Source organism: Arthrobacter sp. 05T45, assembly GCF_056395875.1.
Map to the genome: position 1 here is coordinate 1 of NZ_JBFTKI010000006.1, position 23,880 is coordinate 23,880.

Annotated in this window: 21 protein-coding genes; 11 read left to right on the forward strand and 10 right to left on the reverse strand. The window is 67.5% G+C overall.

Features of this window, described 5'->3' with window-relative positions; translation table 11 throughout:
- The 4 genes from AC1DGD_RS08535 to AC1DGD_RS08550 form a co-directional block, all read right to left on the reverse strand.
- Positions 1–1,336: HNH endonuclease (locus AC1DGD_RS08535; RefSeq protein WP_476856523.1), on the reverse strand; the 1,336-nt coding region annotated here is incomplete at its 3' end.
- Between the two features lie 82 nt (positions 1,337–1,418).
- The gene (locus tag AC1DGD_RS08540; RefSeq protein ID WP_476856524.1) at positions 1,419–2,372 is read right to left on the reverse strand and encodes a hypothetical protein; all 954 of its coding nucleotides are present in this window, start codon (positions 2,370–2,372) and stop codon (positions 1,419–1,421) included.
- Positions 2,369–3,109, reverse strand: coding sequence for a cytochrome b N-terminal domain-containing protein (locus AC1DGD_RS08545; protein ID WP_476856525.1), 741 nt, complete (start codon positions 3,107–3,109; stop codon positions 2,369–2,371). The genes AC1DGD_RS08540 and AC1DGD_RS08545 overlap by 4 nt, the downstream gene beginning before the upstream one ends.
- Positions 3,106–3,273, reverse strand: coding sequence for a hypothetical protein (locus AC1DGD_RS08550; protein WP_223914108.1), 168 nt, complete (start codon positions 3,271–3,273; stop codon positions 3,106–3,108). The genes AC1DGD_RS08545 and AC1DGD_RS08550 overlap by 4 nt, the downstream gene beginning before the upstream one ends.
- Positions 3,274–3,407: 134 nt before the next feature.
- Here AC1DGD_RS08550 and AC1DGD_RS08555 point away from each other — a divergent pair, with 134 nt between their 5' ends.
- The 3 genes from AC1DGD_RS08555 to AC1DGD_RS08565 all read left to right on the forward strand — a co-directional run bounded on the left by AC1DGD_RS08555 (position 3,408) and on the right by AC1DGD_RS08565 (position 6,970).
- A complete protein-coding gene (locus AC1DGD_RS08555) occupies positions 3,408–4,142 on the forward strand; it encodes a Maf family protein (protein ID WP_476856526.1) in 735 nt (244 codons plus the stop codon).
- Positions 4,143–4,289: 147 nt separating this feature from the next.
- Positions 4,290–6,143, forward strand: coding sequence for an acetyl/propionyl/methylcrotonyl-CoA carboxylase subunit alpha (locus tag AC1DGD_RS08560; protein ID WP_476856527.1), 1,854 nt, complete (start codon positions 4,290–4,292; stop codon positions 6,141–6,143).
- Positions 6,144–6,238: 95 nt separating this feature from the next.
- A complete protein-coding gene (locus AC1DGD_RS08565; RefSeq protein ID WP_476856528.1) occupies positions 6,239–6,970 on the forward strand; it encodes a glutamine amidotransferase in 732 nt (243 codons plus the stop codon).
- 74 nt (positions 6,971–7,044) lie between these two features.
- Here the strand turns inward: AC1DGD_RS08565 and AC1DGD_RS08570 are convergent, their stop codons facing one another.
- Positions 7,045–8,457, reverse strand: coding sequence for an MFS transporter (locus tag AC1DGD_RS08570; protein ID WP_476856529.1), 1,413 nt, complete (start codon positions 8,455–8,457; stop codon positions 7,045–7,047).
- 319 nt (positions 8,458–8,776) lie between these two features.
- Here AC1DGD_RS08570 and AC1DGD_RS08575 point away from each other — a divergent pair, with 319 nt between their 5' ends.
- From AC1DGD_RS08575 to AC1DGD_RS08600, 6 genes are all read left to right on the forward strand, one after another.
- Positions 8,777–10,168, forward strand: a complete 1,392-nt coding sequence (locus AC1DGD_RS08575) for an MFS transporter (RefSeq protein WP_476849155.1) — start codon at positions 8,777–8,779, stop codon at positions 10,166–10,168.
- A 1-nt stretch (position 10,169) separates the two neighbouring features.
- Positions 10,170–12,461, forward strand: a complete 2,292-nt coding sequence (locus AC1DGD_RS08580; RefSeq protein WP_476856530.1) for a molybdopterin oxidoreductase family protein — start codon at positions 10,170–10,172, stop codon at positions 12,459–12,461.
- Positions 12,458–14,017 (forward strand): FAD-dependent oxidoreductase, encoded by a 1,560-nt coding sequence (locus AC1DGD_RS08585; RefSeq protein ID WP_476856531.1) that lies wholly within the window; start codon positions 12,458–12,460, stop codon positions 14,015–14,017. Before AC1DGD_RS08580 ends, AC1DGD_RS08585 begins: the two co-directional genes overlap by 4 nt.
- 866 nt (positions 14,018–14,883) lie before the next feature.
- Complete coding sequence (locus tag AC1DGD_RS08590) at positions 14,884–15,105, forward strand: hypothetical protein (RefSeq protein ID WP_476856532.1); 222 nt, start codon at positions 14,884–14,886, stop codon at positions 15,103–15,105.
- A gap of 336 nt (positions 15,106–15,441) precedes the next feature.
- Positions 15,442–16,080 (forward strand): hypothetical protein, encoded by a 639-nt coding sequence (locus AC1DGD_RS08595; protein WP_476856533.1) that lies wholly within the window; start codon positions 15,442–15,444, stop codon positions 16,078–16,080.
- Positions 16,081–16,156: 76 nt separating this feature from the next.
- Positions 16,157–16,870, forward strand: coding sequence for a hypothetical protein (locus tag AC1DGD_RS08600; RefSeq protein ID WP_476856534.1), 714 nt, complete (start codon positions 16,157–16,159; stop codon positions 16,868–16,870).
- Between the two features lie 3 nt (positions 16,871–16,873).
- Here AC1DGD_RS08600 and AC1DGD_RS08605 read toward each other — a convergent pair whose 3' ends face one another.
- Positions 16,874–17,431, reverse strand: coding sequence for a flavodoxin domain-containing protein (locus AC1DGD_RS08605; RefSeq protein WP_476856535.1), 558 nt, complete (start codon positions 17,429–17,431; stop codon positions 16,874–16,876).
- Positions 17,432–17,619: 188 nt separating this feature from the next.
- Between AC1DGD_RS08605 and AC1DGD_RS08610 the strand changes: the two genes are divergently transcribed.
- Entirely contained in the window at positions 17,620–19,077 is a 1,458-nt protein-coding gene (locus AC1DGD_RS08610; protein WP_476856536.1) for a benzaldehyde dehydrogenase, read from the forward strand.
- A gap of 451 nt (positions 19,078–19,528) precedes the next feature.
- On the opposite strand, the gene AC1DGD_RS08615 is transcribed toward AC1DGD_RS08610, so the two are convergent.
- The 3 genes from AC1DGD_RS08615 to AC1DGD_RS08625 all read right to left on the reverse strand — a co-directional run bounded on the left by AC1DGD_RS08615 (position 19,529) and on the right by AC1DGD_RS08625 (position 22,371).
- Entirely contained in the window at positions 19,529–20,002 is a 474-nt protein-coding gene (locus AC1DGD_RS08615) for a DUF805 domain-containing protein (protein WP_476856537.1), read from the reverse strand.
- Positions 20,003–20,176: 174 nt separating this feature from the next.
- A complete protein-coding gene (locus AC1DGD_RS08620) occupies positions 20,177–20,902 on the reverse strand; it encodes a hypothetical protein (RefSeq protein WP_476856538.1) in 726 nt (241 codons plus the stop codon).
- A gap of 53 nt (positions 20,903–20,955) precedes the next feature.
- Complete coding sequence (locus tag AC1DGD_RS08625) at positions 20,956–22,371, reverse strand: NAD(P)H-quinone dehydrogenase (protein WP_028278354.1); 1,416 nt, start codon at positions 22,369–22,371, stop codon at positions 20,956–20,958.
- A gap of 108 nt (positions 22,372–22,479) precedes the next feature.
- Between AC1DGD_RS08625 and AC1DGD_RS08630 the strand changes: the two genes are divergently transcribed.
- Positions 22,480–23,298, forward strand: coding sequence for a purine-nucleoside phosphorylase (locus tag AC1DGD_RS08630; protein WP_028278355.1), 819 nt, complete (start codon positions 22,480–22,482; stop codon positions 23,296–23,298).
- 51 nt (positions 23,299–23,349) lie between these two features.
- Here AC1DGD_RS08630 and AC1DGD_RS08635 read toward each other — a convergent pair whose 3' ends face one another.
- Positions 23,350–23,829: an RrF2 family transcriptional regulator gene (locus tag AC1DGD_RS08635; RefSeq protein WP_028278356.1), complete on the reverse strand. Its 480-nt coding sequence runs from the start codon at positions 23,827–23,829 to the stop codon at positions 23,350–23,352.
- Between the last annotated feature and the right edge of the window lie 51 nt (positions 23,830–23,880).

Below are 23,880 nucleotides of genomic sequence, written 5' to 3' on the forward strand. Positions count from 1 at the left end.
ACGTGTGGCCGGTGGGGGTGGTGAGTTCGATGGTGTGCCTCGCGCCGATGCTCGAGGCGGATCCGGGTGCGGCTTCGGGGCTGGGGCGTGCTTTCCAGCCGGGGGTTTCTTTGGTGTGGTTGCAGGCTTCGCAAAGTCCGGCGGCGTTGTCCGTGGTGGTCGGGCCGCCGGTGTGCCAGGGCACGATGTGGTCCAGGTGGCGGATGGGGGCGTCGCAGTAGGGGGTGCGGCAGGTGTCGTCGCGGGCCTGGATGAAGCGGCGGTGCCCGGGTGGGAAGAGCCGGGCGCGGGAGTCCATGGCGATGAGCTCGCCGGTGCCGGGGTGGGTGTAGAGCCGGCGGAGCCAGGTGTTGAAGTTCCGGTCCTCGGCGTTCGTCCCGGCGCCGATGCGTTCCCGGGCCCAGGCGGCGGGGACGGTGCCGTAGCCGGGGAGCCGGGCCGGTTCGGCGTCTCCCTGGAAGAGGGTGCGGTCGGTGATGATGAGCTGGATTTCGACGCCGGTGATCCCGCCCGGGGTGCCGGTGGTGCGTTCGACCAGGGCATCGGCCATCAGCTGCCCGCGGCCCCTCGGGTCCCCGGCGGCGCGGAGGGTGTCGGCGTGCCCGTTCAGCGCCTTGTAGACGGCGACGCCGGCGGTCACGGGCAGCAGGGCGGTCAGGCAGGTCATCGCATCGGGGGCCGGGCGGAGGCTGACACGCCGCTCACTGGCGGCGTGCGCGGCGCGTTCGGTGACGGAGCGGGGGTCACGCCGGTACGCGGCGGCCCGGGCCGCGGCGACCAGGGACCGGTCACCGGCGAACGTCCCGGCATCGGCGGCGAGGTCGGCGTCGACGCCGGCCCGGTCCGCGGCGCTCAGGCACGCGGTTTCACGCACCAGCAGGGTGGCGCGCCAATCGTTGAGCTGCCCGGTCTGCAGGGCGGTGAGGGTGTGCGGCATCTCGGTCACGAGGGCTTTGGCCAGGCCCAGGAGCCGGCCGCCCCTGGCCGGGGATTCGCGCCGGGCCAGGGCAATCTGCGCACCGACCCCGGCGCCGAGCCTCTCGGCCGGGACCCCGAGCCTGGCTTGTTCGCGGCGCTGGAGCAGGTCGAAGGCCACGGCGAGCCGGGCCTGTTCCGCGGACGCGGCGGATTTCCAGTCCTCCAGTTCCCGGATCCGGTCAATGATCCCGGCACTGTCCGTGGGCGGACAGCCTAAGCCCACCGGCCCGGCGGCCAGCCGGCCCGCGACGGCCGCCTCCCTGGTGCCCGGAATGCCGGCGGCGTCGCTCGCGGCGCGGCCGAAGCCGGCGTCGCCGTGTCCTGCCGGAACCACTTCGGGCCCCTGATTGCCGTCCATGAATCCAGTGTTTCAGGGACCCCCGACAATAACGCGCCTGTACTCCTCAGCCGAAGCTAGGCGTCACGGATTGCCGGCGGACTCAGCGGTTGCGGTAGTAGTCCTTCCAGACCAGGCGATGGAGGGGGATCACCCGCGGCAGCGACCGTAGTCCGGGGATGAACGGCAGCAGGGCCAGCAACGCCGTCAGCACGAACATCGTGACGACGACGAGGGCATCGGCATTAGGCGAGCTCTTGAACGGTTCCACTTGGTAAAGGAGCGAGAAGAGCCACAACCAGGACTGCCCAGGCGTATCGCCGGTTTCGTTCATCACGCCCCACTGATCCCCGGAGAGGTGTTGGCTGGCCGCAAGATCCGGGAAGTAGCCGCCGTCGCCCAAAAAGAGGAGGCCGCGTGTGTAGTCCATGTTGTAGAAGTTTCCGCCGCTTTGCAGCACGCCGTCCAGACTGCCTTGGCGCGCCATCTCCAGCAGCGCTCCGGTCAGTGCAGGGACCGGGCCATAGTCGCCGTCGCCCACCTGGGCCGGGTCGTTATCCGGCGCAGCGGCAAGGGCGTCCGAATAGGCAGCTGCCCAGGCTGAGCGCTGCTGATCCGTGGCGGCCGTCCAGCTCGCCAGCTCTGCCGGCGGCGACGGCAGCGTCGCCAGCGGGGCGATCACGAAGTCATTGGCGGTATCAACCGGGAGGCGAACGCCGGAGAGGCTTTGAAGGTCCACGGGGCCGATCTTCTGCGTCGCGTCCGGGGTCGAGTTGTAGGGCGGCCCGTATCCGGCAGTATCGCTGGTGCCGGCCAGTTCCTTTGCAGCGGTGCCAACGAAATCCGCCGGGGCGGCCGTGGCCCACGCCTTGAGGCTCACGCTGGGCTCATCAGGGGACCCGAAGATGGCGGACACACCGAGCACGAGCAGGCCGACCACCACAACGCCGATGATCAGTTCCTTGATGAGGTCATATTCGCGGACGCTGCCCGTCCAGGGCCGGCTGGCAACGTCGTCTGCCTTCCGCCAGGAGGTACTGCTGTTTTTTCTGGTCATTGCACTGCGCCCCCGGATTCTGTGCCCCTGGGTTCGGTGGCCTCCGGAGGTTCGGTGGCCTCCGGGCGGTTGTGAAGCAGCTGGGCGTCGGACTCCGCGGCATCCAGTGGAGGTGCAACGCCGTGGACCCGGACCAGCAGGACGTGCAGGACCACCACAGCGCCCACGGCCAAGGGCAGCAGCGTGACATGCCAGGTGAAGAGCTGACCGACGTTGGCCACATTGAACCAAGCGCCTACGCCGACCGCGTTCAGCGCATCCTTCGCTTCAAAGGCAATCCACTGCGAATCGAAGTTCGTCTGGAGCAGATACCCGGTGAAGGCCGCCACGATGGAAACAACAAAGGAGATCACGCCGGTGATCCAGGTCAGCATCCGGCCCCCGCGCCAGGCCGCCATCCAGAATTTCAACCACAGGTGCACCACCATGAAGATGAAGAAGAACTCCACGCTCCACAAATGCGTGCTGTTGACGAAACTCCCCAGCGAGGACACGTGATACCACTGGGGTCCGTTCAGTCCCAGCACGATCCCGGAAACGATGATCCACAGCAGGGACGCGATGGCCCCCATGCCGAATACGTACGCCCAGGATGCCACGAAGCTTGGCTGGTCCTCGGGCAAGAGTTTGTCCGGCGGAAGCTTCCTCAGGAGCCACCGGCGGGCCCTGCCGGTCAAGGTGCGGGCGTCTGTTTCATCGACCTGCGCGCCGTGTCCCGGTGTTGCGGGGGCAGTCATTTCCGCCGCTTCCCTCCGGGAAAAGGCAGGACCAAGGCCAGGATGAACAAGATGATCATCACGACGATCACGATCAGGTTTCCGGATTGGATGGTGAAGCCGTCCCAGCCAAAATATGTTCCATCACCAACCATGCCAACGCTTGCCACGAGCCATCCAGACATGAGCTGCTCGATTCTTTTTAGGATGCCGGTTCAACTCCACCACTGTCACGTATCCGCAGACAGGGTCTTCTGCCCAGTTTAGGCGCCCTTCCGGGACCCCGTGTTGCTGTGCTGCCGTGGATTAGGCTGGAGCCGTGACCCGCCTCATTCTTGCCTCCCAGTCCCCCGCCCGCACCAAGCTGCTCCACAACGCCGGCATCGCCCACGATGTACTCGTCTCGGACGTGGATGAGGACGCCGTGCAGGCCCGCTACGGCGTGACGGATCCGCATGACACGGCCCTGTTGCTTGCCCGGGCCAAGGCAGAGGCCGTCGCGTCCCTGCCCGAGGCGGACGGCGCAATCGTGATCGGCTGCGACTCGGTCTTCGAGTTCGACGGCGAGGCCCACGGAAAGCCCTACACGGCCGACGTCGCCCGGGAGCGTATGCTCCGCATGAGCGGCAGCATGGGCGTCCTGCACACCGGCCACTGGCTCGTGGACTGCCGCGACACGGCCGTCGCAGACGCTGACACAGACGCAGACACCGACACCGACACCGACACCAACGACGACACAGACGGCGACGACGGCGCGCGCGGCACCGGCGCCACCCTGGGCTCGGTGTCCTCGGCCGAGGTCCACTTCATGGAGATGAGCGCTGACGAAATCGAAACCTACATCGCCACCGGCGAGCCGCTCCAGTGCGCCGGCTCCTTCACGATCGACGGCTACGGCGGGGCATTCATCCGCAAGGTCGACGGCGATCCCCACACCGTCGTCGGGCTCTCCATCTCCACCCTGCGCGCCCTGCTCGGCCAGGCGAATGTGGGGATCACCGAGCTTTGGACCGGCGGGGCTGTGGACCCGGCGGACGTCCGCGCCGAGTAACGACGGAATGCGTGGCGGAGTGAGCCAATTCGCCGCCCTTTGTGGCAACCCTACAAAGGAAGGGCCGTATACGCGCGGAATCCGCAAGTAATATCGGCGGAACCCTCAAAACCGCGCTAGGCTCCCTGAAGGAAAGAAGGAGACGCCTTGTCAGCAAATTCGGAGCAGTCCGCACCCACCGTGCCGGGATCAACGCAGTCATCTACAGCCGCGGGCATCCGCCGGCTGACCAAGGTGCTGATCGCCAACCGCGGAGAAATTGCGGTGCGCATCATCCGCGCCGCCCGCGATGAAGGCATCGCGTCGGTGGCGGTCTACGCGGACCCCGATCGCGACGCGCTGCACGCCCGGCTCGCGGACGAGGCCTACGCGCTCGGTGGCAACACCGCCGCGGAGTCCTACTTGGTGATGGACAAGATCATCGACGTCGCCCGCCAGTCCGGCGCGGACGCCATCCACCCCGGGTACGGGTTCCTGGCCGAGAACGCCGAGTTCGCCGCCAAGGTGATCGATGCCGGCATTACGTGGATCGGCCCCTCCCCCGCAGCGATCTCTGCCCTGGGCGACAAGGTCCAGGCCCGCCACATTGCCGAGAAGGTTGGCGCCCCGCAGGTCCCCGGCACCGCCGACCCGGTCGAATCCGCCGAGGAAATCCTCGACTTCGTGGACAAGTTCGGCCTGCCCGTCGCCATCAAGGCGGCCTTCGGCGGCGGCGGACGCGGCATCAAGGTGGCCCGCACCCGCGAAGAAATCCCCGAACTCTTCGAATCCGCCGTGCGCGAGGCCACCGCCGCCTTCGGCCGCGGCGAGTGCTTCATTGAGCGCTTCCTGGACGCCCCGCGCCACGTCGAGACCCAGTGCCTGGCCGACGCCCACGGCAACGTCGTGGTGGTCTCCACCCGCGACTGCTCGCTCCAGCGCCGGAACCAGAAACTCGTCGAGGAAGCCCCGGCCCCGTTCCTCACCGAGGAACAGAACCGCCGGCTCTACGAATCCTCCAAGGCCATCCTCAAGGAGGCGGGCTACCTCGGCGCAGGCACCTGCGAATTCCTCGTCGGCCAGGACGGCACCATCTCCTTCCTCGAGGTCAACACCCGCCTTCAGGTGGAGCACTGCGTCTCCGAGGAAGTCACCGGGATCGACCTCGTCCGCGAACAGTTCCGGCTGGCCCGCGGCGAGGAGCTCGGCTACGGCGACCCGGAAGTCCGCGGCCACTCGATCGAATTCCGCATCACCGGCGAGGACCCGGGCCGGAACTTCATGCCCGCCCCCGGCACCATCACGGTACTGAAAAACCCCACCGGTCCCGGTATCCGCGTCGATTCCGGCGTGGAGCAGGGCGATGTCATCAGCGGCAACTTCGACTCCATGCTCTCGAAGCTGATCGTCACCGGCGCCACCCGTGCCCAGGCCCTGCAGCGCTCCCGGCGGGCACTGGAGGAAATGGTGGTGGAGGGCATCCCCACCGTCATCCCGTTCGACCTCGCGGTCGTCACCAACCCCGATTTCGCACCGGCCGAAGGCCCCTTCAAGGTCCACACCCGCTGGATCGAAACGGCCTTCGTCAATGACATTCCGGCCTGGACCCCGACCGGCACCGAGGCTGAAGCGGCCGACGCCGGTGACCGCCAGCGCGTCGTCGTCGAGGTCGGCGGAAAGCGCCTGGAAGTCGTGCTGCCGGCGTCGCTGGGCTCAGTCAGCAACGCCGGAGGCGCCAAGCCGGCCAAGGCCAAGAAGCGCTCCCGGGGTGGCGGCGCACCCGCGGCCGCGAGCGGCAACGCCCTGACCTCCCCCATGCAGGGGACCATCGTGAAGGTGGCAGTCGCCGAGGGTGACACGGTCGCCGAGGGCGATCTCGTCGTCGTGCTCGAGGCGATGAAGATGGAACAGCCGCTCACCGCCCACCGCGCCGGGATCGTCATCGGCCTCGCCGCAGCGGCCGGCGAGACCGTGTCCGCCGGCGCCATCATCGCCATGATCGAGGACGGCGCCGCGGAGTAAGCGCACACGGCACGGCGACGGCGGACGGCAGGCGCCGCTGCCGGCCGCGGGCGCGCCTCTGGCGCGTCCGCGACCGGCCAGTAGAGACTTGGAGTGTGAAGCCATTCCTGCTCCTCGCCTCGCGCGCGGAAGACACCGCCGCCGAGGACGAATACCGCGCCTACCTTCGCTACTGCGGTCTCCGGCCCGAGCAGCTCCACCGCATCCGGATGGAGGCCGCCCCGCTGCCCGCGCTTGAGTTGTCCGACTATTCGGGCGTCATTGTGGGCGGCAGTCCCTTTACGTCCAGCGACCCGGCCGAGCACAAGAGCGCCACCCAGCACCGGGTGGAGCGCGAACTCGCCGGGCTGCTGGACTGGATCGTGGCCGAGGACTTCCCGTTCCTCGGCGCCTGCTACGGCGTCGGCACCCTCGGACTGCACCAGGGCGCCGTGATCGACAGGACGTACGGTGAAGGGCTCGGCGGCGTCACCATCAAACTGACGGCGGAGGGGCTGCAGGATCCCCTCCTGCGCGGGCTGCCGGAGAGCTTTACGGCGTTCACCGGCCACAAGGAAGCCTGCACCGTCCTGCCCTCCCATGCGGTGCTGCTGGCCAGCTCGGCCGCCTGCCCGGTGCACATGTTCCGGATCAAGACCAACCTGTACGCCACGCAGTTCCACCCCGAGCTCGATGCTGAAGGGCTCGTGACCAGGATCGATATCTACCGCCATGCCGGCTACTTCCCGCCGGAATCGGCCGAAATGCTCATGGATGACGCCCGGCAGTTCACTGCGACAGAACCGATGAAGATCCTGCGGAACTTTGTGGAGCGCTACGCGAGCTGAGCCCCGCCAACGAAGAAGCCCGGTGTGTTCAATGAACACACCGGGCTTCCTCTGTCAGGAAAGAGGGCCGGACGTCAGGCTACGTTGTTGGTGTAGTCGAGGTCCCGGGTTTCCTTGCTCACGAACAGGGCGATCAGCGTCAGCACCGCCATGGCGGCGAGGTAGACACCCACCAGCACGGTGCTGCCACCGGCCAGTTCCCAGAGCCAGACGGCGATGAACGGAGCCACGGCAGCGCCCAGGATGCTGGAGACGTTGTAGCTGATGGCGGAGCCGGTGTAGCGGACATTGCCCGGGAACAACTCCGGCAGGAGCGCACCCATGGGACCGAACGTCAGGCCCATGAGCGAGAAGCCGATGATCAGCAATGCCATGGCGCCCACGAATCCGGCGCTGAACAGCGGAACGAACAGCAGGCCGAAGGCGAGGATGCCGAAAGTTACAACAATCAGCATCTTGCGGCGGCCGAATTTTTCGGCCAGCGGGCCGGAGACCAGCGTGAAGATACCGAAGAATACGACACCGGCGATCAGCATCCAGAGGAAATCGTTCCGGCTGTAGCCCAGGCCCGGGACGAACGCAGCGGCAGCGGCCTCGGTCATCGGCTTGCCGGCCTTTTCGGCGGCGGCCTTCGCCGTGTCCAGGCTGGACGCCCGGGTGCCGTAGGTCAGCGTGAACGTGGTCATCAGGTAGAAGAGCACGTAGGTGGCGAGCATGATGAACGTGCCAAGGATCAGCGGGCGCCAGCTGGTCTTGAAGACCCGTGCCAGCGGCAGCTTGGCAACCTCATTGGATTCGAGGACCTTGGTGAAAGCGGGGGTTTCGATCAGCTTGAGCCGAACATAGAGGCCGATGATGACCATGACGGCACTAAGCAGGAACGGCACCCGCCAACCCCATTCCATGAAGGCCTCCGGCGTCAGGGTGTAGCTGAAGACCAGGAAGATCACGTTGGCGATGATGAAGCCGATCGGGGCCCCCAGTTGCGGGAACGTGCCGTAGATGGCCCGCTTGTTCGACGGGGCGTTTTCGGTCGCCAGCAGCGCCGCACCGCTCCATTCGCCGCCGAGGGCCAGGCCCTGGCAGAAGCGCAGGACCACGAGGAGTGCCGGGGCCAGGAAGGTCCAGCCAGGGACGGTTGCCGTCGGCAGGCAGCCGATCAGGAAGGTGGCAATGCCCATGGTCAGCAGCGAGGCCACGAGCGTGCCCTTGCGGCCGAACTTGTCACCGAAGTGGCCGAAGATGACCGAGCCGAGCGGGCGGGCGATGAAGGCGACGCCGAACACGGCGAAGGATGCCAGCAGCTGGGTCGTCTCGTTCTGCCCGGGGAAGAAGAGCTTCGGGAAAACGAGCACGGCCGCAGTGGCGTAAACGTAGAAGTCATAGAACTCGACGGTGGTACCGATCAGGCTGGCGACAATCACGCGGCCGCGCGAATTCACCTGCTTGGTGGACCCATGCTCCGCGGAGGTGGCAGTGGATGACATGTAGTAACGCTTTCATGAAGACCGGTCGGATATTTCCCCAAGAGCCCGATGCCCGGGACCGCCGGCTAGGGATTCGTATACGTCTGATAATAGTTCCCACCGTCCAGTCAATGGACAAATAGTCCGCTATTTGGACTTCGTGTCGTTGTCTCACGTGGTGGTCGTCACACCTATTCTCACACCGTCATAAAAGCCCCGATAGGCAAAAGTCACAGCGCGTTAATAAACCGCGTCCGTCCCGGAAACGCGGCGTCCCTACCTTTGAAGGACATCACCCCCCAAGGAGGTCTCCCAAGTGACTGCTGAACGCACCGCCGAAATCGGCACCGCAGAGGTCGGCGCCGCCAGTACCGGCGGCACCCTTACCCTCGACCACCGGCCCGGCCGCTGGATCGCCAACTGGGATGCGGAAAACAAGGAGCAGTGGGAGTCGGCCGGCCGCTCGATCGCCCGGCGCAACCTGAACTGGTCCATCTTCGCCGAGTTCCTGGGCTTCGTGGTCTGGCAGCTGTGGTCGATCGTGGTGGTCCAGCTTCCCTCCGCCGGCTTCAAATTCTCTACCAACGAGATCTTCTGGCTGATCTCCATGCCAAGCCTCGTCGGCGCCACGCTCCGGATCCCCTACACGTTCATGGTTCCCCGCTTCGGCGGCCGCAACTGGACCATCGTGTCCGCCCTGTTGCTGCTGATCCCCACGATCGGCCTGGGCCTGTGCGTCGCCAACCCGGCCACCCCGTTCGGCGTCATGCTGTTCGTGGCCGCGCTGGCCGGCTTCGGCGGCGGCAACTTCGCCAGCTCGATGGCGAACATCACCTTCTTCTACCCCGCACGGGAAAAGGGCTGGGCCCTGGGCCTGAACGCCGCCGGCGGAAACCTCGGTGCCGCCGTCGCACAGCTGGCCGTGCCGATCGCCATCACCCTGCTGGCAGCCGGCACCGTGAACCTGCCCGTCGCAGGGTTCATGTGGGTTCCGCTGATCCTGCTGGCAGCCTTTGGTGCCTGGAAGTACATGAACAACCTCACCAGCGCCAAGGGCGACGTCGCAGGTTCGCTGGCCGCGGTCAAAGAGCCGCACCTGTGGATCATGGCGCTGCTGTACATCGGCACCTTCGGCTCCTTCATCGGCTTCGCCGGCGTCTTCCCCAAGCTCATCAAGGACTACTTCCCGGCATTTTCCTCCATCTCCGTCGGCACCGTGGCCCTGTCCCTGGCCTTCCTCGGCCCGCTGGTCGGGTCCCTGGCCCGCCCGTACGGCGGACGCATGGCAGACCGGATGGGCGGGGCCCGCATGACCGTCGCCGCCTTCGCCGCCATGGCCGTCATCACCCTCACCATGCTCTGGACCCTGCCGCTGAAGAACTTCTGGCTCTTCCTCTTCCTGTTCCTGCTCCTCTTCACTGCCAGCGGCTTCGGAAACGGCGCCACCTACCGCATGATCCCGATCATCTTCGCCACCTCCAGCCGGGCCGCCCGCGCCGGGGCCAGCACGCACACCACCCAGCGGCTCGCGTCCTCGGCCCTCGGCCTGATCTCGGCCATCGGCGCCTACGGCGGATTCATCATCCCCCAGGTCCTCAACGCCTCCAACACCGCCAGCGGTTCCTACACCTCGGCGTTCTACGGCTTCGTGGGGGCCTACGTGCTGATGCTGGTGGTCTGCTGGTTCTGCTACATCCGCAACGCCAACCGAAATGCGATGGGACACGTCTAACATGACCAAAAGCGCCGACACGCACTGCCCTTACTGCGCTCTGCAGTGCGCCATGACGCTCACATCTCCAGCGGCTCTGACCCCGGCTGTCCAGCCGGGGTCAGACCCCGTAGACGCTGCACCGGGCCCCGCCACTACCCCAACGTCCGCGCCGCTCCTGACAGTCGCCGGACGGGACTTCCCCACCAACCGCGGCGGCTTGTGCCGCAAGGGCTGGACCTCCGCCTCGTTGCTGGACCACCCGGGCCGCGTCACGGAGCCCCTGCTGAAGGGCGCCGACGGCGTCCACCACCCGGTCAGCTGGGACGAGGCCCTCATGCGGATCGTCTCCGCCGTAAAGCAGGCCCGCCTCGAGCACGGGGCTGACGCCGTCGGCGTGTTTGGCGGCGGCGGCCTCACCAATGAGAAGGCCTACCAGCTGGGCAAGTTCGCCAGGCTGGCTTTGGGCACCTCACGGATCGACTACAACGGGCGGTTCTGCATGTCCTCGGCCGCCGCGGCCGGCATGCGCGCCTTCGGCCTGGACCGCGGGCTCCCGTTTCCGCTCGCGGACCTCGACACCGCCAGCACCATCCTGATGCTCGGCTCCAACGTTGCCGAGACCATGCCGCCCTTCGTCCAGCACCTCCAGGGGGCGCGCGACGCCGGCGGCCTGATCGTCGTCGACCCCCGGCGCTCCGCCACCGCCGCCTTCACCTCCGACGGCGGCGGGCTGCACCTGCAGCCGCTGCCCGGCACCGACCTCGCCCTGCTCCTGGGCATCTCCCACGCGGTGATCCACGAGGGCCTCGCGGACGCGCGATACATCGCGGACCGGACCACGGGTTATGACGCCGCGGTCCGCAGCGTCGGAAGCTTTTGGCCCGAACGGGTCCAGTCGATCACCGGCGTCCCCGCCGGGCTGATCCGTGAAACCGCCCGGCGGCTGGCCGACGGCGCCGGCAAGGGCGGCAGCTACATCCTCACCGGCCGCGGCGTCGAACAGCACGTGGACGGCACTGACACCGCCACGGCCGCCATTAACCTCTCCCTCCTGCTGGGCCTGCCGGGCTCCGCGCGCAGCGGCTACGGCACGCTCACCGGCCAGGGCAACGGCCAGGGCGGCCGCGAACACGGCCAGAAGGCGGACCAGCTCCCCGGCTACCGGAAGATCACCGACCCCGCCGCACGCGCTCACATGGCCAGGGTGTGGGGCGTGCCTGAACCCCTGATTCCCGGCCCCGGCCTCCCCGCCGTCGAACTGCTCAAGTCGCTGGGACAGCCCGACGGCGTCCGGTGCCTCTTCGTGCACGGCGCCAACGTGGCGGTGTCCGCCCCGGATGCGAATGCCGTGATCGCGGGCCTGCGCAGCCTGGACTTCCTGGTGGTGTGCGACTTCTTCCTCTCCGAGACCGCCGCCGAGGCGGACCTGGTCCTGCCGGTGACCCAGTGGGCCGAGGAAGAAGGAACCCTCACCAACCTCGAGGGCCGCGTGCTCCGCCGCCGCCGGGCCCTCACTCCCCCGCCCGGTGTCCGCAGCGAGCTGTGGATCATGACCCGGCTGGCCGAAATGCTGCACGCGCCCTCCACCTTCAGCGAGGATCCGGAAACAGTGTTCGAGGAGCTCCGGCTCGCTTCCTCCGGCGGCCTGGCCGACTACTCCGGGATCGACTACGCCATGCTGGACCGCGGCGAGGCCCCCTACTGGCCCTACCCCGCCGGGAGCGCAGGCACGCCGCGGCTCTTCCTGGACGCCTTCGCCCATGCGGGCGGCCGGGCAGTGTTCACGCCGGTGACGCCCCGGCGTCGTTCTTCTTCTGCGGGCGTCCCGTCCGCGGCGGACCGCCGGGCGGACCAGCGGGACGACCGAGCCGGCGACGATCGTCCCGGCACGCCGATGACCCTCATTACCGGCCGCCTGATGGAGCACTACCAGTCCGGCGCGCAGACCCGCCGGGTGGCCGCCCTGGCCGAAGCCCAGCGGGAGGCGCGGCTCCAGCTCCATCCCGCCGCGGCCGCCGCCCAGGGCATCGCCGACGGCGACTACGTCTCGATTTCCAACGAACGCGGCGTGGTCAGCTGCCGCGCCGAACTGAGCACGGACATCCGGCCGGAGACGGTGTTCCTGCCGTTCCACTTCCCGGAGATCGAGAGCGCCAACCGGCTCACAGAGGCGGCCACGGACCCTATTTCCGGGATGCCCGAGTTCAAGACCAGCAAGGTGTGGATCCGCCCGTCAGCTTCCCTGGATGCCCTGGCCGGCAAGCACAGCGGCGTTCCAGCCCGCCTTCTTCAAGCAGAGGAGACCTCATGACTGAGCGGATTGTGGTGGTGGGCTTCGGTCCCGTCGCCGCGAGGCTGATCGACGAGCTGCTGCCGGCCGTGCGCAGCGGCATCGCGCACCTGACCGTGGTCGGCGAAGAATCCGAGGCGGCGTACAACCGTGTGCTGGTGGCGGATCTTGGCGTCGGCCGGACGACGCCGGCCGCGCTGGCCCTCGCGGACGCGGCGGCACTGGTGGCCGACGGCGTCGATGTCCGGCTGGGCGTCCGCGTCCGCCGCGTGGACCGCGCCCGTCAGCGGGTTTTGTTGAGCGACGGCACCTCCCCCGGCTACGAGCGCCTCGTCTTCGCGACCGGTTCACGGCCGGTCATCCCGAACCTGACCGGGCTCAACCCGGACCCGGCCGCGCCGGTGCTGCCGCCGGGCGTGACCGCCTTGCGCGATCTCCGCGACGCGTCCGTGCTGCACTCTGCCGTGGCCGGCGGCAAGCGCGTGGTGGTCCTGGGCGGCGGGGTGCTGGGCCTGGAGACGGCCCTCGCCGCGGCCGAGGAAGGCGCCACGGTCACCGTGGTGCACAACGGCCCGCATCCCCTGGGCCGGAACATCGACCGCGGCGGGGGCGCCGTGCTCGCGGCTTCCCTGCGGAACTGCGGCGTGCGGGTGGCCGGCAACGCCCGCTCGGTCGGCGTCGAACACAACGCGCCCGACGGCGGCTTCTCCGCCTTGCTGCTGGATGACGGCTCCGCGATCGACGGCGACCTCCTGGTTCTCTCCTGCGGTGTCCGGCCGCGGACCGAACTGGCGGAAGGCTGCGGGCTCTCCACCGGTGCCGGGATCCTGGTGGACCACAAGCTCCGCGCCCACCACGAACCCCACATCTTCGCGATCGGCGACTGCGCCGAGGTCCGCTGCCCGGACCCCGAGTGCGTTCAGTGCCGGACTGCGAAGGGACCCTCCGGTCTGGTCGGCCCGGGCTGGCGGCAGGCCGAATGGCTCGCCGACTATCTGACCCTGCTGGCGTCCGGCGCCGAGGCGGAGGCCGAGGCTTTGCCGTCCCTGCCGGCGGAACTGCCGGGCGTGATCGTGCTCAAGGCCCGCGGCATGAACATGGCCGTGGCCGGGGACGTGTCCGCAGATCCCTGGGACGAGGAAGCCTTGAGCTCCGGGTCCGTGAACGGCCGGGCCCGGCTGCAGATCGCCCAGTGGGCCGACCCCGAGCACGGCCGCTACGTCAAGATGACCACCCGCGCCGGCGTGCTGGAAGGGCTCGTGGCCGTGGGCATGCCGCGCACCTCTGCCGAGCTGGTGCAGCTCTTCGAACGCGGCGCGGAACTTCCCGCCGACCGGTCGCTACTGCTGCGCCTGGACGGCCCGGACCAGGTCGCTTCCCCTGGTGCCGCCGACCCTGCCCGGACGGTCTGCCGGTGCGCCGGTGTCAGTGGAACGGCCATTGCCACTGCCGTATCCGAGGGCTGCGGAACGGTGTCCGAGGTATCGGCGTCCACCCGCGCCGGCACGGGCTGCGGCGGCTGCCACGAGGACATCAAGGGCATCATCGAGGCCCACTTTCAGGGGGCGGCTGCCTGAGTACTAACCCGCTGGGTTATCGAAGTTCCTCTGCCACTGGGCATGCTCGAGGCCCGCTTCCAACCGGCGGTCCGCAGTCCACCTGGGCAGATATTCGAGCGCTGGTATCTCGCGGGCAGGCTTGGACCTGTGCGTGGGCTCAGGCCGGGTCTGCACAGGCTTGGGTCTGGGGCGGGTCTGGACCTGCTTGGCCACAGGCCGGGTCGGGACGGGCTTCCGGGGGTAGCTCGACCGTGTGTCGGCTGTGTGGTGCCTCTTCCAGGCCACAAGCGCCCAGATGAAGAGTCCTGTCAGGGTGAGTTGCCAATAAGTGACCAGTATCCCGATGACGACCAAGATGAGAAATAGGGCGGGGATCCACATGGCGACATTATGCCTTTGGTTGACGCCAGGAGGTAGAGGCCTTACTCCCGTGGTTTGAGCACGGCGGCGCGCAAGGAAGACCCGCGCACCCGAAGAGAACTCCAAGCTGGTCTGGCCATCATTGAGGAGGGCCCCGACCAACGGTGAGGGCTCTGGCCGGTTGCGCTCCGCTAAGGCCACTCGGCCTTCCAAGCCATACCGAAGTGAACACATACCGGGCAGCCCGGACCTTGTTGAAACGCAGTGCACCAACCGCCCGCCAGCTGTAACCGCACGTCGGGCAAGTCCGAGTCCGGCCATTGTCAGTCAGACGCACGCTTGCGACACTTGGGGGGCTTAGATGGACGAAGGTCTCAGCTGTTTTCCCTACCGGCGAACAGAACTCCTGTTCGTGCGACAACGGTACGGGCAGTGGCACTGCCGGTGGGAAGCGGCATGCTTCGTTATCCGGCGCTACTTGGATTAAACTGGGGGCATTAAACCCCTTCGAGGACTGGTTGCCCGTGGAGACAATATTCTTCCTGGTCGTAATTCTCATCGCAGTGTGGATCCTGCTCGGCCTCTTGCTGAGACTCAAGAAGAGAACCCACCGCAAGGGGTCCAATTACTACGTGCCCACCTTCAAGGCCAACTTCGACACATGGGAGAGTAAATGGACCATGGACCGAAAGCTGCAGGAGAGGTGGGATAAGGCACGGTGGCAGCAGGAGTTTAACCGTCTGTAACTTGGAGCTGGCGGTCACCATTCCCCCGAAGAGGAACATTAAAGCCGCGGATGCTGTGAAGCGCATTCATGAACGCACGGGTCACCCTGCGGACGAGGTGCATCCCATTCCCCTCGCGGTATAGTGCGTCCGGCCACCCCGGACTGCGGGGCAGGCCAAGTTGCCACATACGGTTCGGCTGTCCCACGCCATCTGGGTTGAACAATAATCGGGCAGCCCGGAGTTCACTGCACTCAGCACCGCCCTGCGCCCCGAAGCGGGCCTTTCTCCCCTTGGCACGGCCGAGGGTCGGGGCTGCAATAAACGTAGGTTCCGTTCAGCCGCAGGAGGCATCCCATGAACGTCCCGGTCATTTTGGCGCTCGGCGCGATCGTTGTGTTCGCCGTCGTGATGGGTGTTGTCATGTCCCGCGAAAAGGATCCGCACCGGCGGGCGGCCGCGCTGACGCGCACCGGAGCGGCCGTCATGGCGGCGTTCACCATCATCGGGGGAATCTTCATCGGCGGCTTCGCCATGCAGGACCCGGGCGGAACAACCGGAACGCTGATCACGCTCGCCTGGGTGGTTCCGATGCTCATCCTCGCGGTCTCGGCCTGGTTCTGGCCGGCGGCAACCGCTCCCCTGCTGCTCGCCCTCGCCTCGGCCTTCATTGCCGCGTGCGTGTGGCTCGCCTTCGACCCCGCTGCCCTGAGCGCCTTCCTCACCGACAACGGCCCTCTCATCGCCGTCAGCGTTCTCGCGCTGGCGTTCCCGGCCGCAATCCTCGGCCTGAAAGTCACCGCACTGGCCGGCTGGCTGCTGGCGGGCCTGGGGGTGTTGCCGCTGTTGATCACGATCATCGGAAGGTCGGGTGCGGTCGGATCGCTKATCGCCGCCAGCCTGGTTCCCCTGGCCTGCGGGATCGCCTATCTGCTGTCCGCCCGGATGGCCAGGGCGGGTTCGACGTCGGGAACCATTCACCCGGCGGCCGCCTGAGGCTGCCGCACCGCCGCCAAACCCGGCCGCGTAACGCAAATCGGGCCGCGGGCAAACGGCGGGTAGCATCGGGGCCATGAGCGCCGACGACGACGACATCACCGAAGAACTGCTGGCCGACGCCGGGAAGCTGACCGGGCTGAGCCTGGAACTGCTCGGGCTTGACCCCCACCCGGACGACATGACGGCCGAGCAGCGGCTCCAGTTTGATCCCGAGGACCTGGCCGAGATGGCCGCCGTCTCCCCCGAAGCCCGGCGCAAAGCCGTGGGCCAGACCCGCCTGCTGGCCGGACTCCTGTGGAACTCGTCGAGCATCCTCATCGACCAACTGTTCCGCGATCTCGGAACGCTCAGCACGCTGGATCTAGCCACTCCCACCGACATTGCCGGGACCTCGGTCCTGTCCTCGCTGCCGCCACAGTTCGCCGCCGGCTACGACGCGAAATTCACCCAGAAATTCATCGTGGTCGCAGCCGACATCACCGCGTGCCTGGTCAGGGGCTGGACCGCCCCCGGCTGCCTGGCGGCGGAACTCGCCGTCCGCTGCCTGCTCGACCAGGCGGAAATCACCGAGGACATCTACGAACTCGACCTTCCGGAGGACTGGCGTGCCGCCGTCGAGGAAGTGCTGCTGGAGGACGCCGAAAGTGACGCACTGTACGCCGACGACGCCGACGGCGGCCCCAACGACGGAGGCGACGACGGAACCGACGTCGGGAGCCTGGGTTTCGAGCACTGGTTCCGGCCATTTGCCCCCGGCGACACGGTTCCGCCGTACGCCTACTCCTGAGTCCTACGGCTGGGCGGGCGGCTCGGCGGGCGGCTCGGGCAACCGGGCCAGGAAGTCCTCCGTGAAGCGCCGGACGCCATCCCACTCGGTGTACACGTAGTCACGGGAGGTGTCCGTGTCCGGGGATCCCTTGTCGCCGGCGATCTTCTTCATGACGTGCTTCTTGATGAACCCGTAATGGGTATAAAGCACGGCGCCGGCGAACAACCCGACGTGCGCGGGCCGCCACCCTGTGTCCTGCTCGAACTTCTCCACGTAGCCCTCCGCGGTCTGCTCGTCTCCGTGGGCGGCCATGCTCACCGAAACCAGGGCCGACGGCAAGCGTTCGAGCTCACCGCGGTTCTTCTTCACGAAGTCCGTGACGTACCCCTCGTGCTTTCCCACGTGCACCGAGGCCGCCACGATCACGCCGTCATAGCCGCCCGGAAGAGGGTCCGGGGAATGCTTGAGGTCCGCCGTCTCCGCCTGGTGCCCGTTCGCCCGGACCACCTCGGCGATGTACTCCACGATCTGCGCGGTTTGTCCTTCGACTGTCCCGTAGGGGATATAGATTTTGGCCATGTGCCAAGTTGACCTCGCCCGGCTGTGACGCACTACGGCCGAAGGTCCCGCGGGCGGCGACGCACGGCCCTCTTGACGCCCGCACTCTTGACGGCGGCGGCCTACCGACATGAGATGGACGAAGGCCCGGTGCGGTTCTGTTTCGACCGGCCGGTACACAAGCAGAACCCTCGATGAAAGGACGCAACATGTCCCTGCTCGACTCCGCCCTCTGGGACGGCAAGATCTACCTCAGCAGCTGGCGGCCCGGGCGCGGCGGGACCGGTGACGCCGTCGAACCAGCCACCGGAGAAACGCTGGGCCGCTATGGCGTGGCCTCCGTGGAGGATGTCCGCGAAGCCGCCGCGGTAGCCGCGAAAGCGCAAAAGGACTGGGCCGCCCGCAACCCGGAAGACCGCGCCGCCGTGCTCCGCCGCGCGGGACAACTCTGGGAGGAACACTCGGCGGAAATCCAGGCCTGGATCGTCCGCGAATCCGGCGGCATCCCGCCCAAAGCCGGGCTGGAAACCCACATCGCGGCCAACGAATGCTACGACGCCTCCGCCCTGCCCTCACTCCCGGCTGGCGACGTGCTGACCTCAAACGAGAGCCGCTGGTCCTTCGCCCGGCGCCGGCCCGTCGGCGTCGTTTCGGTGATTGCACCCTTCAACTTCCCGCTGATCCTCTCCATCCGCGCAGTCGCCCCGGCGCTGGCCCTTGGCAACGCCGTCCTGCTCAAACCGGACCCGCGCACTGCGGTCTGTGGTGGCGTCACCTTGGTCCGGGTGTTCGAGGAGGCGGGTCTTCCGCCCGGCCTGCTCTCCCTGCTGCCCGGCGGCGCCGAGATCGGCTCGGCCGTCGTAGAGGCACCCGAGGTCCGCGTCATCGCCTTCACGGGGTCGACGGCGGCAGGGCGCAAAGTGGGCGAGGCGGCCGGCCGGCTGCTCAAGCGCGCCCACCTGGAACTCGGTGGGAACAACGCAATGATCGTGCTGCCCGGCGTCGACCTCCCCAAAGCTGTCTCCGCCGCCGCGTTTGGCTCCTTCATGCACCAGGGTCAGATCTGCATGGCGTCCGGCCGGCATATCGTGCACGAGGACATCTACGAGGACTACGTCAGCGCCCTGGCGGAAAAGGCCCGCCATCTACCGGTAGGCGACCCAAAGAGCGGAACAGTGGCGCTGGGCCCGGTAATCGACGAGAAGCAGCTCCACCGGGTGGACACGATCGTTCAGGACGCGGTGCAGGGCGGCGCGCGCCTGGCCGCCGGCGGCAGCCACGACGGCCGCTTCTACCAGCCCACCGTGCTCGCCGACCTCGACCTCGCCAGCCCTGCGTGGAAGGACGAAATCTTCGGCCCCGTGGCGCCGGTGATGAAGTTCTCCACCGTGGACGAGGCCGTGGCCCTGGCCAACGACAACGAATACGGGCTCTCCATCGGGATTCTTGGCGACGTCGGCATGGCCATGACGATCGCCGACCGGCTCGACTCCGGCAAGGTCCACATCAACGAACAGACCGTATCCGACGAGGCCAACTCGCCCTTCGGCGGGGTCAAGAACTCGGGCAACGGCTCGCGGATCGGCGGCCATCACGCCAACATGGAATCCTTCACGGAAATCCAGTGGCTGACCGTGCGGCCGGACATCGCGCCGTACCCGTTTTAGGCCGGGTAAATGCGGGAGTTCCACGCCGCAGATGGCGCGGAGCCGGACTCCGCGGGCAGATCGGGGCGAATGTCCGGCGGTCATTCGCCCCGATCTGCCCGCACGATGGCCGGAGCCGGTCCGCCCGTCAGCCCGAAGTGCACCGCCCCCAGCGCCGGGCCGGCTACGGCTCCCTGTGTTCCGGCTGGTCCCGAGGATCCTTCATGCCGCTAAGTTCGAATGCCCGCCTTTCATGAGCTGAACATATCCGGGCCGCTTATCAAGCAGGCCCGGTGGTCCCATTTTCCGCAAACTACGCGCCGAACGTCCCATAAAACAGCACCCTTCCCAGTTAGGTGTTGCGACGTTGACGCGAAACCGCGGCCCCCGCACGGCGGTGCGCCCGACTGCCGAAAACGAAGAATCCCTGCCCGGATTCCCGGCCAGGGATTCTTCGCTCAGCGGAAGCGCACTAGTAGCCGGAGGGCTGGTCGAACCGCTGGCCGGCAGGGTTGGAGGGCAGAATTGTCATCACCAACAGCGCCAGGCCGCCGAGGAACGGCACCAGGACCAGCAGGATCAGCCAGGCGCTCAGGTTCACGTCGTGGAGGCGCCGTGCCAGCAGGGCAACGGACGGAACGATTGTCCCGAGCCCCCAAATGACAGCAAGGATCAAGCCGACAATGGCACCCGGTCCCGTCACGGCGGTTCCGGACGCATTAGTCGTCGTGCCGGTGCTGGTGATGATGTTGATGACTATCCCGACGATGAGGGACACCAGTGCCCACCACCAGTACTCACTGCGGCTTGCCCGGCCGGAGAAGATGGCGTATTTCTTGAAGAATCGCTGGACGGCCTGCTTGAGGGTAGCCCCATAGAGCGGCGCCCAAAGCGGAGTCTCTCCGGTCTGGGGCGGAAATGCATTCGGTTGCTGCGGATAACTCATGTAGTCCCCTTGAATGAGTGCGAATGACGAGATTCATCCTAGGGCCGCCGTCGGACATGAATGCCTGTTGGGCGGCGAGAATTTACACTGCGTTCACCCGCGCATGTGTGCGGCGCAGGAGGCTAGACCCGGATCAGTGGACGCGGAACCTCAGGCGCCGGTCAACCGTCGTGCTTAATCTCCCGGCTCGAACACCGCGGTTCCCATCATCAGGATGCCGCGCCGGGGTATCCAGAAGTCCCCCAACCTGTCCTGGACTGGCAAGGCAGCGGGTTCTCCCAAGTCGCGTCCCTTGAGCACGGCCCGGCTGTCTGCGACGAACCACATGCGCCGAGGGTGGACGGCAAATCGTTGGCCGTTGGGGGCGAGGCCAGTCAGGCCCAGGTGGCCCGCCCCGAGGAGCGGTCCGGCAACGGCACCCATGGCGCGCAGGAACGCCCGGCTGCGCCACAGCCGGTCCGGAACGGCACCGGACACCACCGTCATGAATCTGGTGATCGTCGTGGAGCGCAGCGTGAGCTGCCAGTGCAGCGCAGCGCCGCCGTCGACGTCGACCGTGAAAGCGTGGCTGCCGCTCCACGTGAGGGAAATGCGGGAGGTTGACGCCGAATCGAGGGCGGCGCCGAAGTACCGGGGGCACGAGAGTCCTGGGGCCACGGTGCCATGCATTGACCATGCTCCGGCGGGGTCGCGGATCCAGACCGAGGTGTACCCCGGCCCGATCGATGACCCGGCGAAGCGCCGCAACGCCAGTACGTAGCCTGAACTGAACGGAACCCCGGTGACGCCGAACCCGGTGAAGGTTTCTTCTCCCCCCGCGACGTCCCCCGCGGCGCCGTGCGCAGTAGAGCGCGCGGCGGCCCGCTCGGCGGCTTCAACCAGCGCCTGGGGACTCTGCATGGCATCAGCCTCCGGATTGCGGCGGGCCCGCTCTGTAACTCTACGTGCGCAATCTACATGTGGACGTGGAGCCGCCGGGCTGCTTCGGAGATGGAGCCACTCAGGGACGGGTACACGGTGAAAGTGCTGGCGATGTCGTCGACGTGCAGCTTCTGGGTCACGGCGATCGAGATCGCGAAGATGAGCTCGGAGGCGTTCGGGCCCACCACCACCCCGCCGATCACGGTGCCGGAGCCCTTGCGGGCGAAGATTTTGATGAAACCGTCGCGGTGGTTGCGCATCTTGGCGCGGGCGTTGCTGCGCAGGGACAGCTTGATGACGTCGGCCTGGTACTTGCCCGAATCAATCTCGGCCTCGGAGACGCCCACGTTCGCAATCTCGGGCGAGGTGAAGATGTTGGATGCCACCTGGTGCAGCTTAAGGGGCATGACACTGTCGCCCAGGAAGTGCGCGATCGCGATCCGGCCCTGCATCGCGGCGACGGAGGCGAGCGCCAGCACGCCGGTGCAGTCGCCCGCAGCGTAGATGTTCGGCGCAGTGGTGCGCGAGACGCCGTCGACCTTGATGTGGCCGCTCTCGGTCAGCGCGACGCCGGCTTCCTCCAGGCCGATGCCGGCCGTGTTGGGGATGGAGCCGACGCAGACCAGGCAGTGGCTGCCGGTCACCTTCGAACCGTCGCCGAGGGTGACCACGACGCCGTCGTCCGTGCGCTCGACGGTCTCGGCGCGGGCGCGGGAGAGGACCTTAAGCCCGCGGCGTTCGAAAACGCCCTCGAGGACCTCGGCGGCGTCGGTGTCCGAGCCCGGCAGCACGCGGTCGCGGCTGGAAATCAGGGTGACCTTGGAACCCAGGCCGTTGTAGGCCGAGGCGAATTCCGCGCCCGTGACGCCGGAACCCACCACGATCAGCTCTTCGGGGAGCACGTCCATGTTGTAGATCTGGGCCCAGTTGAGGATGCGCTCACCGTCCGGGCGGGCCGTGGGCAGCTCGCGCGGGTGGGCGCCGACCGCCAGCAGGATGGTGTCTGCTTCCACCGTCTCGGTGCCGTTGGCGGTGAGGACCTCGATGGTGTGGTTGTCCAGCAGCCTGCCGGAACCGATCAGGATGCGGACGTTCTGGTGTTCCAGCCCGACTTGGATGTCCTCCGACTGCTTCCGCGCCAGCCGCAGCAGGCGGTCGTTGATGTGCTTGAGGTCCGCGCGCATCGTGGGGGTGCAGTCGCCGCCGTCGAGGTCGAATTTAACCCCGAGCTCGCCGGCCTCGCCGACGCGGGTCATCAGATCTGCCGTCGCGATCAGGGTTTTGGACGGAACGACGTCGGTCAGCACCGCCGAGCCGCCGAGCCCCGCACGCTCGATGATGGTGACCTGCGCCCCCAGCGAGGCGGCGACCATGGCGGCCTCGTAGCCGCCAGGGCCTCCGCCGAGAATTGCGATGCGGGGTGAACTGAAGTCAGGATGCGTAGTCACAATCAACCATTGTCCACCATCTGAACCGGAGCCACCAAGAATCCGGGCCGCGCGCGGGTCCGGCCGTGCATGCTGGGCAGCGGGCCCCGGCCGCGATAACTTGTACCGGTGAGTACAACAGAATTCCTGAACACGGACCCTTTCGACGCCGCCCGCGCCGCCGCCGACTACATCGCCGCAGAGACGGGCGTCGACTCCCATGACGTCGCGCTGGTCCTCGGCTCGGGCTGGGGCGACGCCGCCGAGCTCATCGGCGAGACGACCGCCACCTTGTCCGCCGCCGAAATCCCCGGCTTCTCCGCACCGTCCGTGGTGGGGCACGTGGGCACCATCCGCTCGGTCCTGACCAAAGAGGGCAAGCGCGCCCTGGTACTGGGCGCACGCACGCACTACTACGAGGGCAAGGGCGTCCGAGCCGTGGTGCACGGGGTGCGCACCGCCGCCGCGGCCGGCTGCAAGACCCTCGTGCTGACCAACGGCTGCGGCGGGCTCAACGAGAACTGGACGCCCGGCACGCCGGTGCTCATCAGCGACCACATCAACCTCACCGCCACCTCTCCGTTGGAAGGGGCAACGTTCGTGGACCTGACGGACCTCTACTCCTCCCGGATCCGCGGGCTGGCCCGCGAGGTGGACCCGTCGCTGGACGAGGGCGTCTACGCCCAGTTCACCGGCCCGCACTATGAGACGCCCGCCGAGGTGCAGTACGCCAAGCGGATCGGCGCCGACCTGGTGGGCATGTCCACGGCGCTTGAGGCGATCGCCGGCCGTCACGCCGGCATGGAGGTCTTCGGCATCTCGCTGGTGACCAACCTCGCCGCCGGGATCAGCCCCGTGCCGCTCAGCCACGGGGAAGTCCTCGAAGCCGGCGAGGCCGCCGGCCCGCGGATTTCCAAGCTGCTGGCAGACATCATCGCCAAGCTCTGATCCTGGCTCTGGGCTAGGCCCCGCGACAGGTCCTGGGCCACCCGGCTGCGGCTATTCCGCGGCCAGGTAGTCCAGGACCTTTGCCTTATCCGCCGGGAACCGCCGCTCCATCGAGTCCGCGATCCCGGCGATGCTCTGGCGGGCCAGCGCCTGCCGCCAGGCGAGTTCGGCCTGGCGCATAGTCTGGGAAATCAGGCACGTCCGCGCGAAGTTCTCCTGCCGGTCCGGTTCCGGAACATTTCCGAGGATGGCCTCGCACCGGAACGCCGGGTCCTGGCCCTCCAGCGCCAGCACGATGTCCAGCACGGTGATATTTTCGGGCCGGCGCGCCAAGAGAAAGCCGCCGCGGGGACCCGACACCGAGTCCAGGACGCCGGCGCGGACCAGCGACTGAAACTGCTTGTTGAGATAGGCCGCCGGGAGTTTGTAGAACTCTGCCAGCCGGGCACTGTTCACCGGTTCACCGGGCGGTGTCCATGCCATGTTGACGCAACTGTGCACGGCCCATTCGACACCACGGCCCATCTTCATATTCCAGACGTTACGTGTCCGGAAATTTGGGTGTCAAGGTCCCGCGAAAAG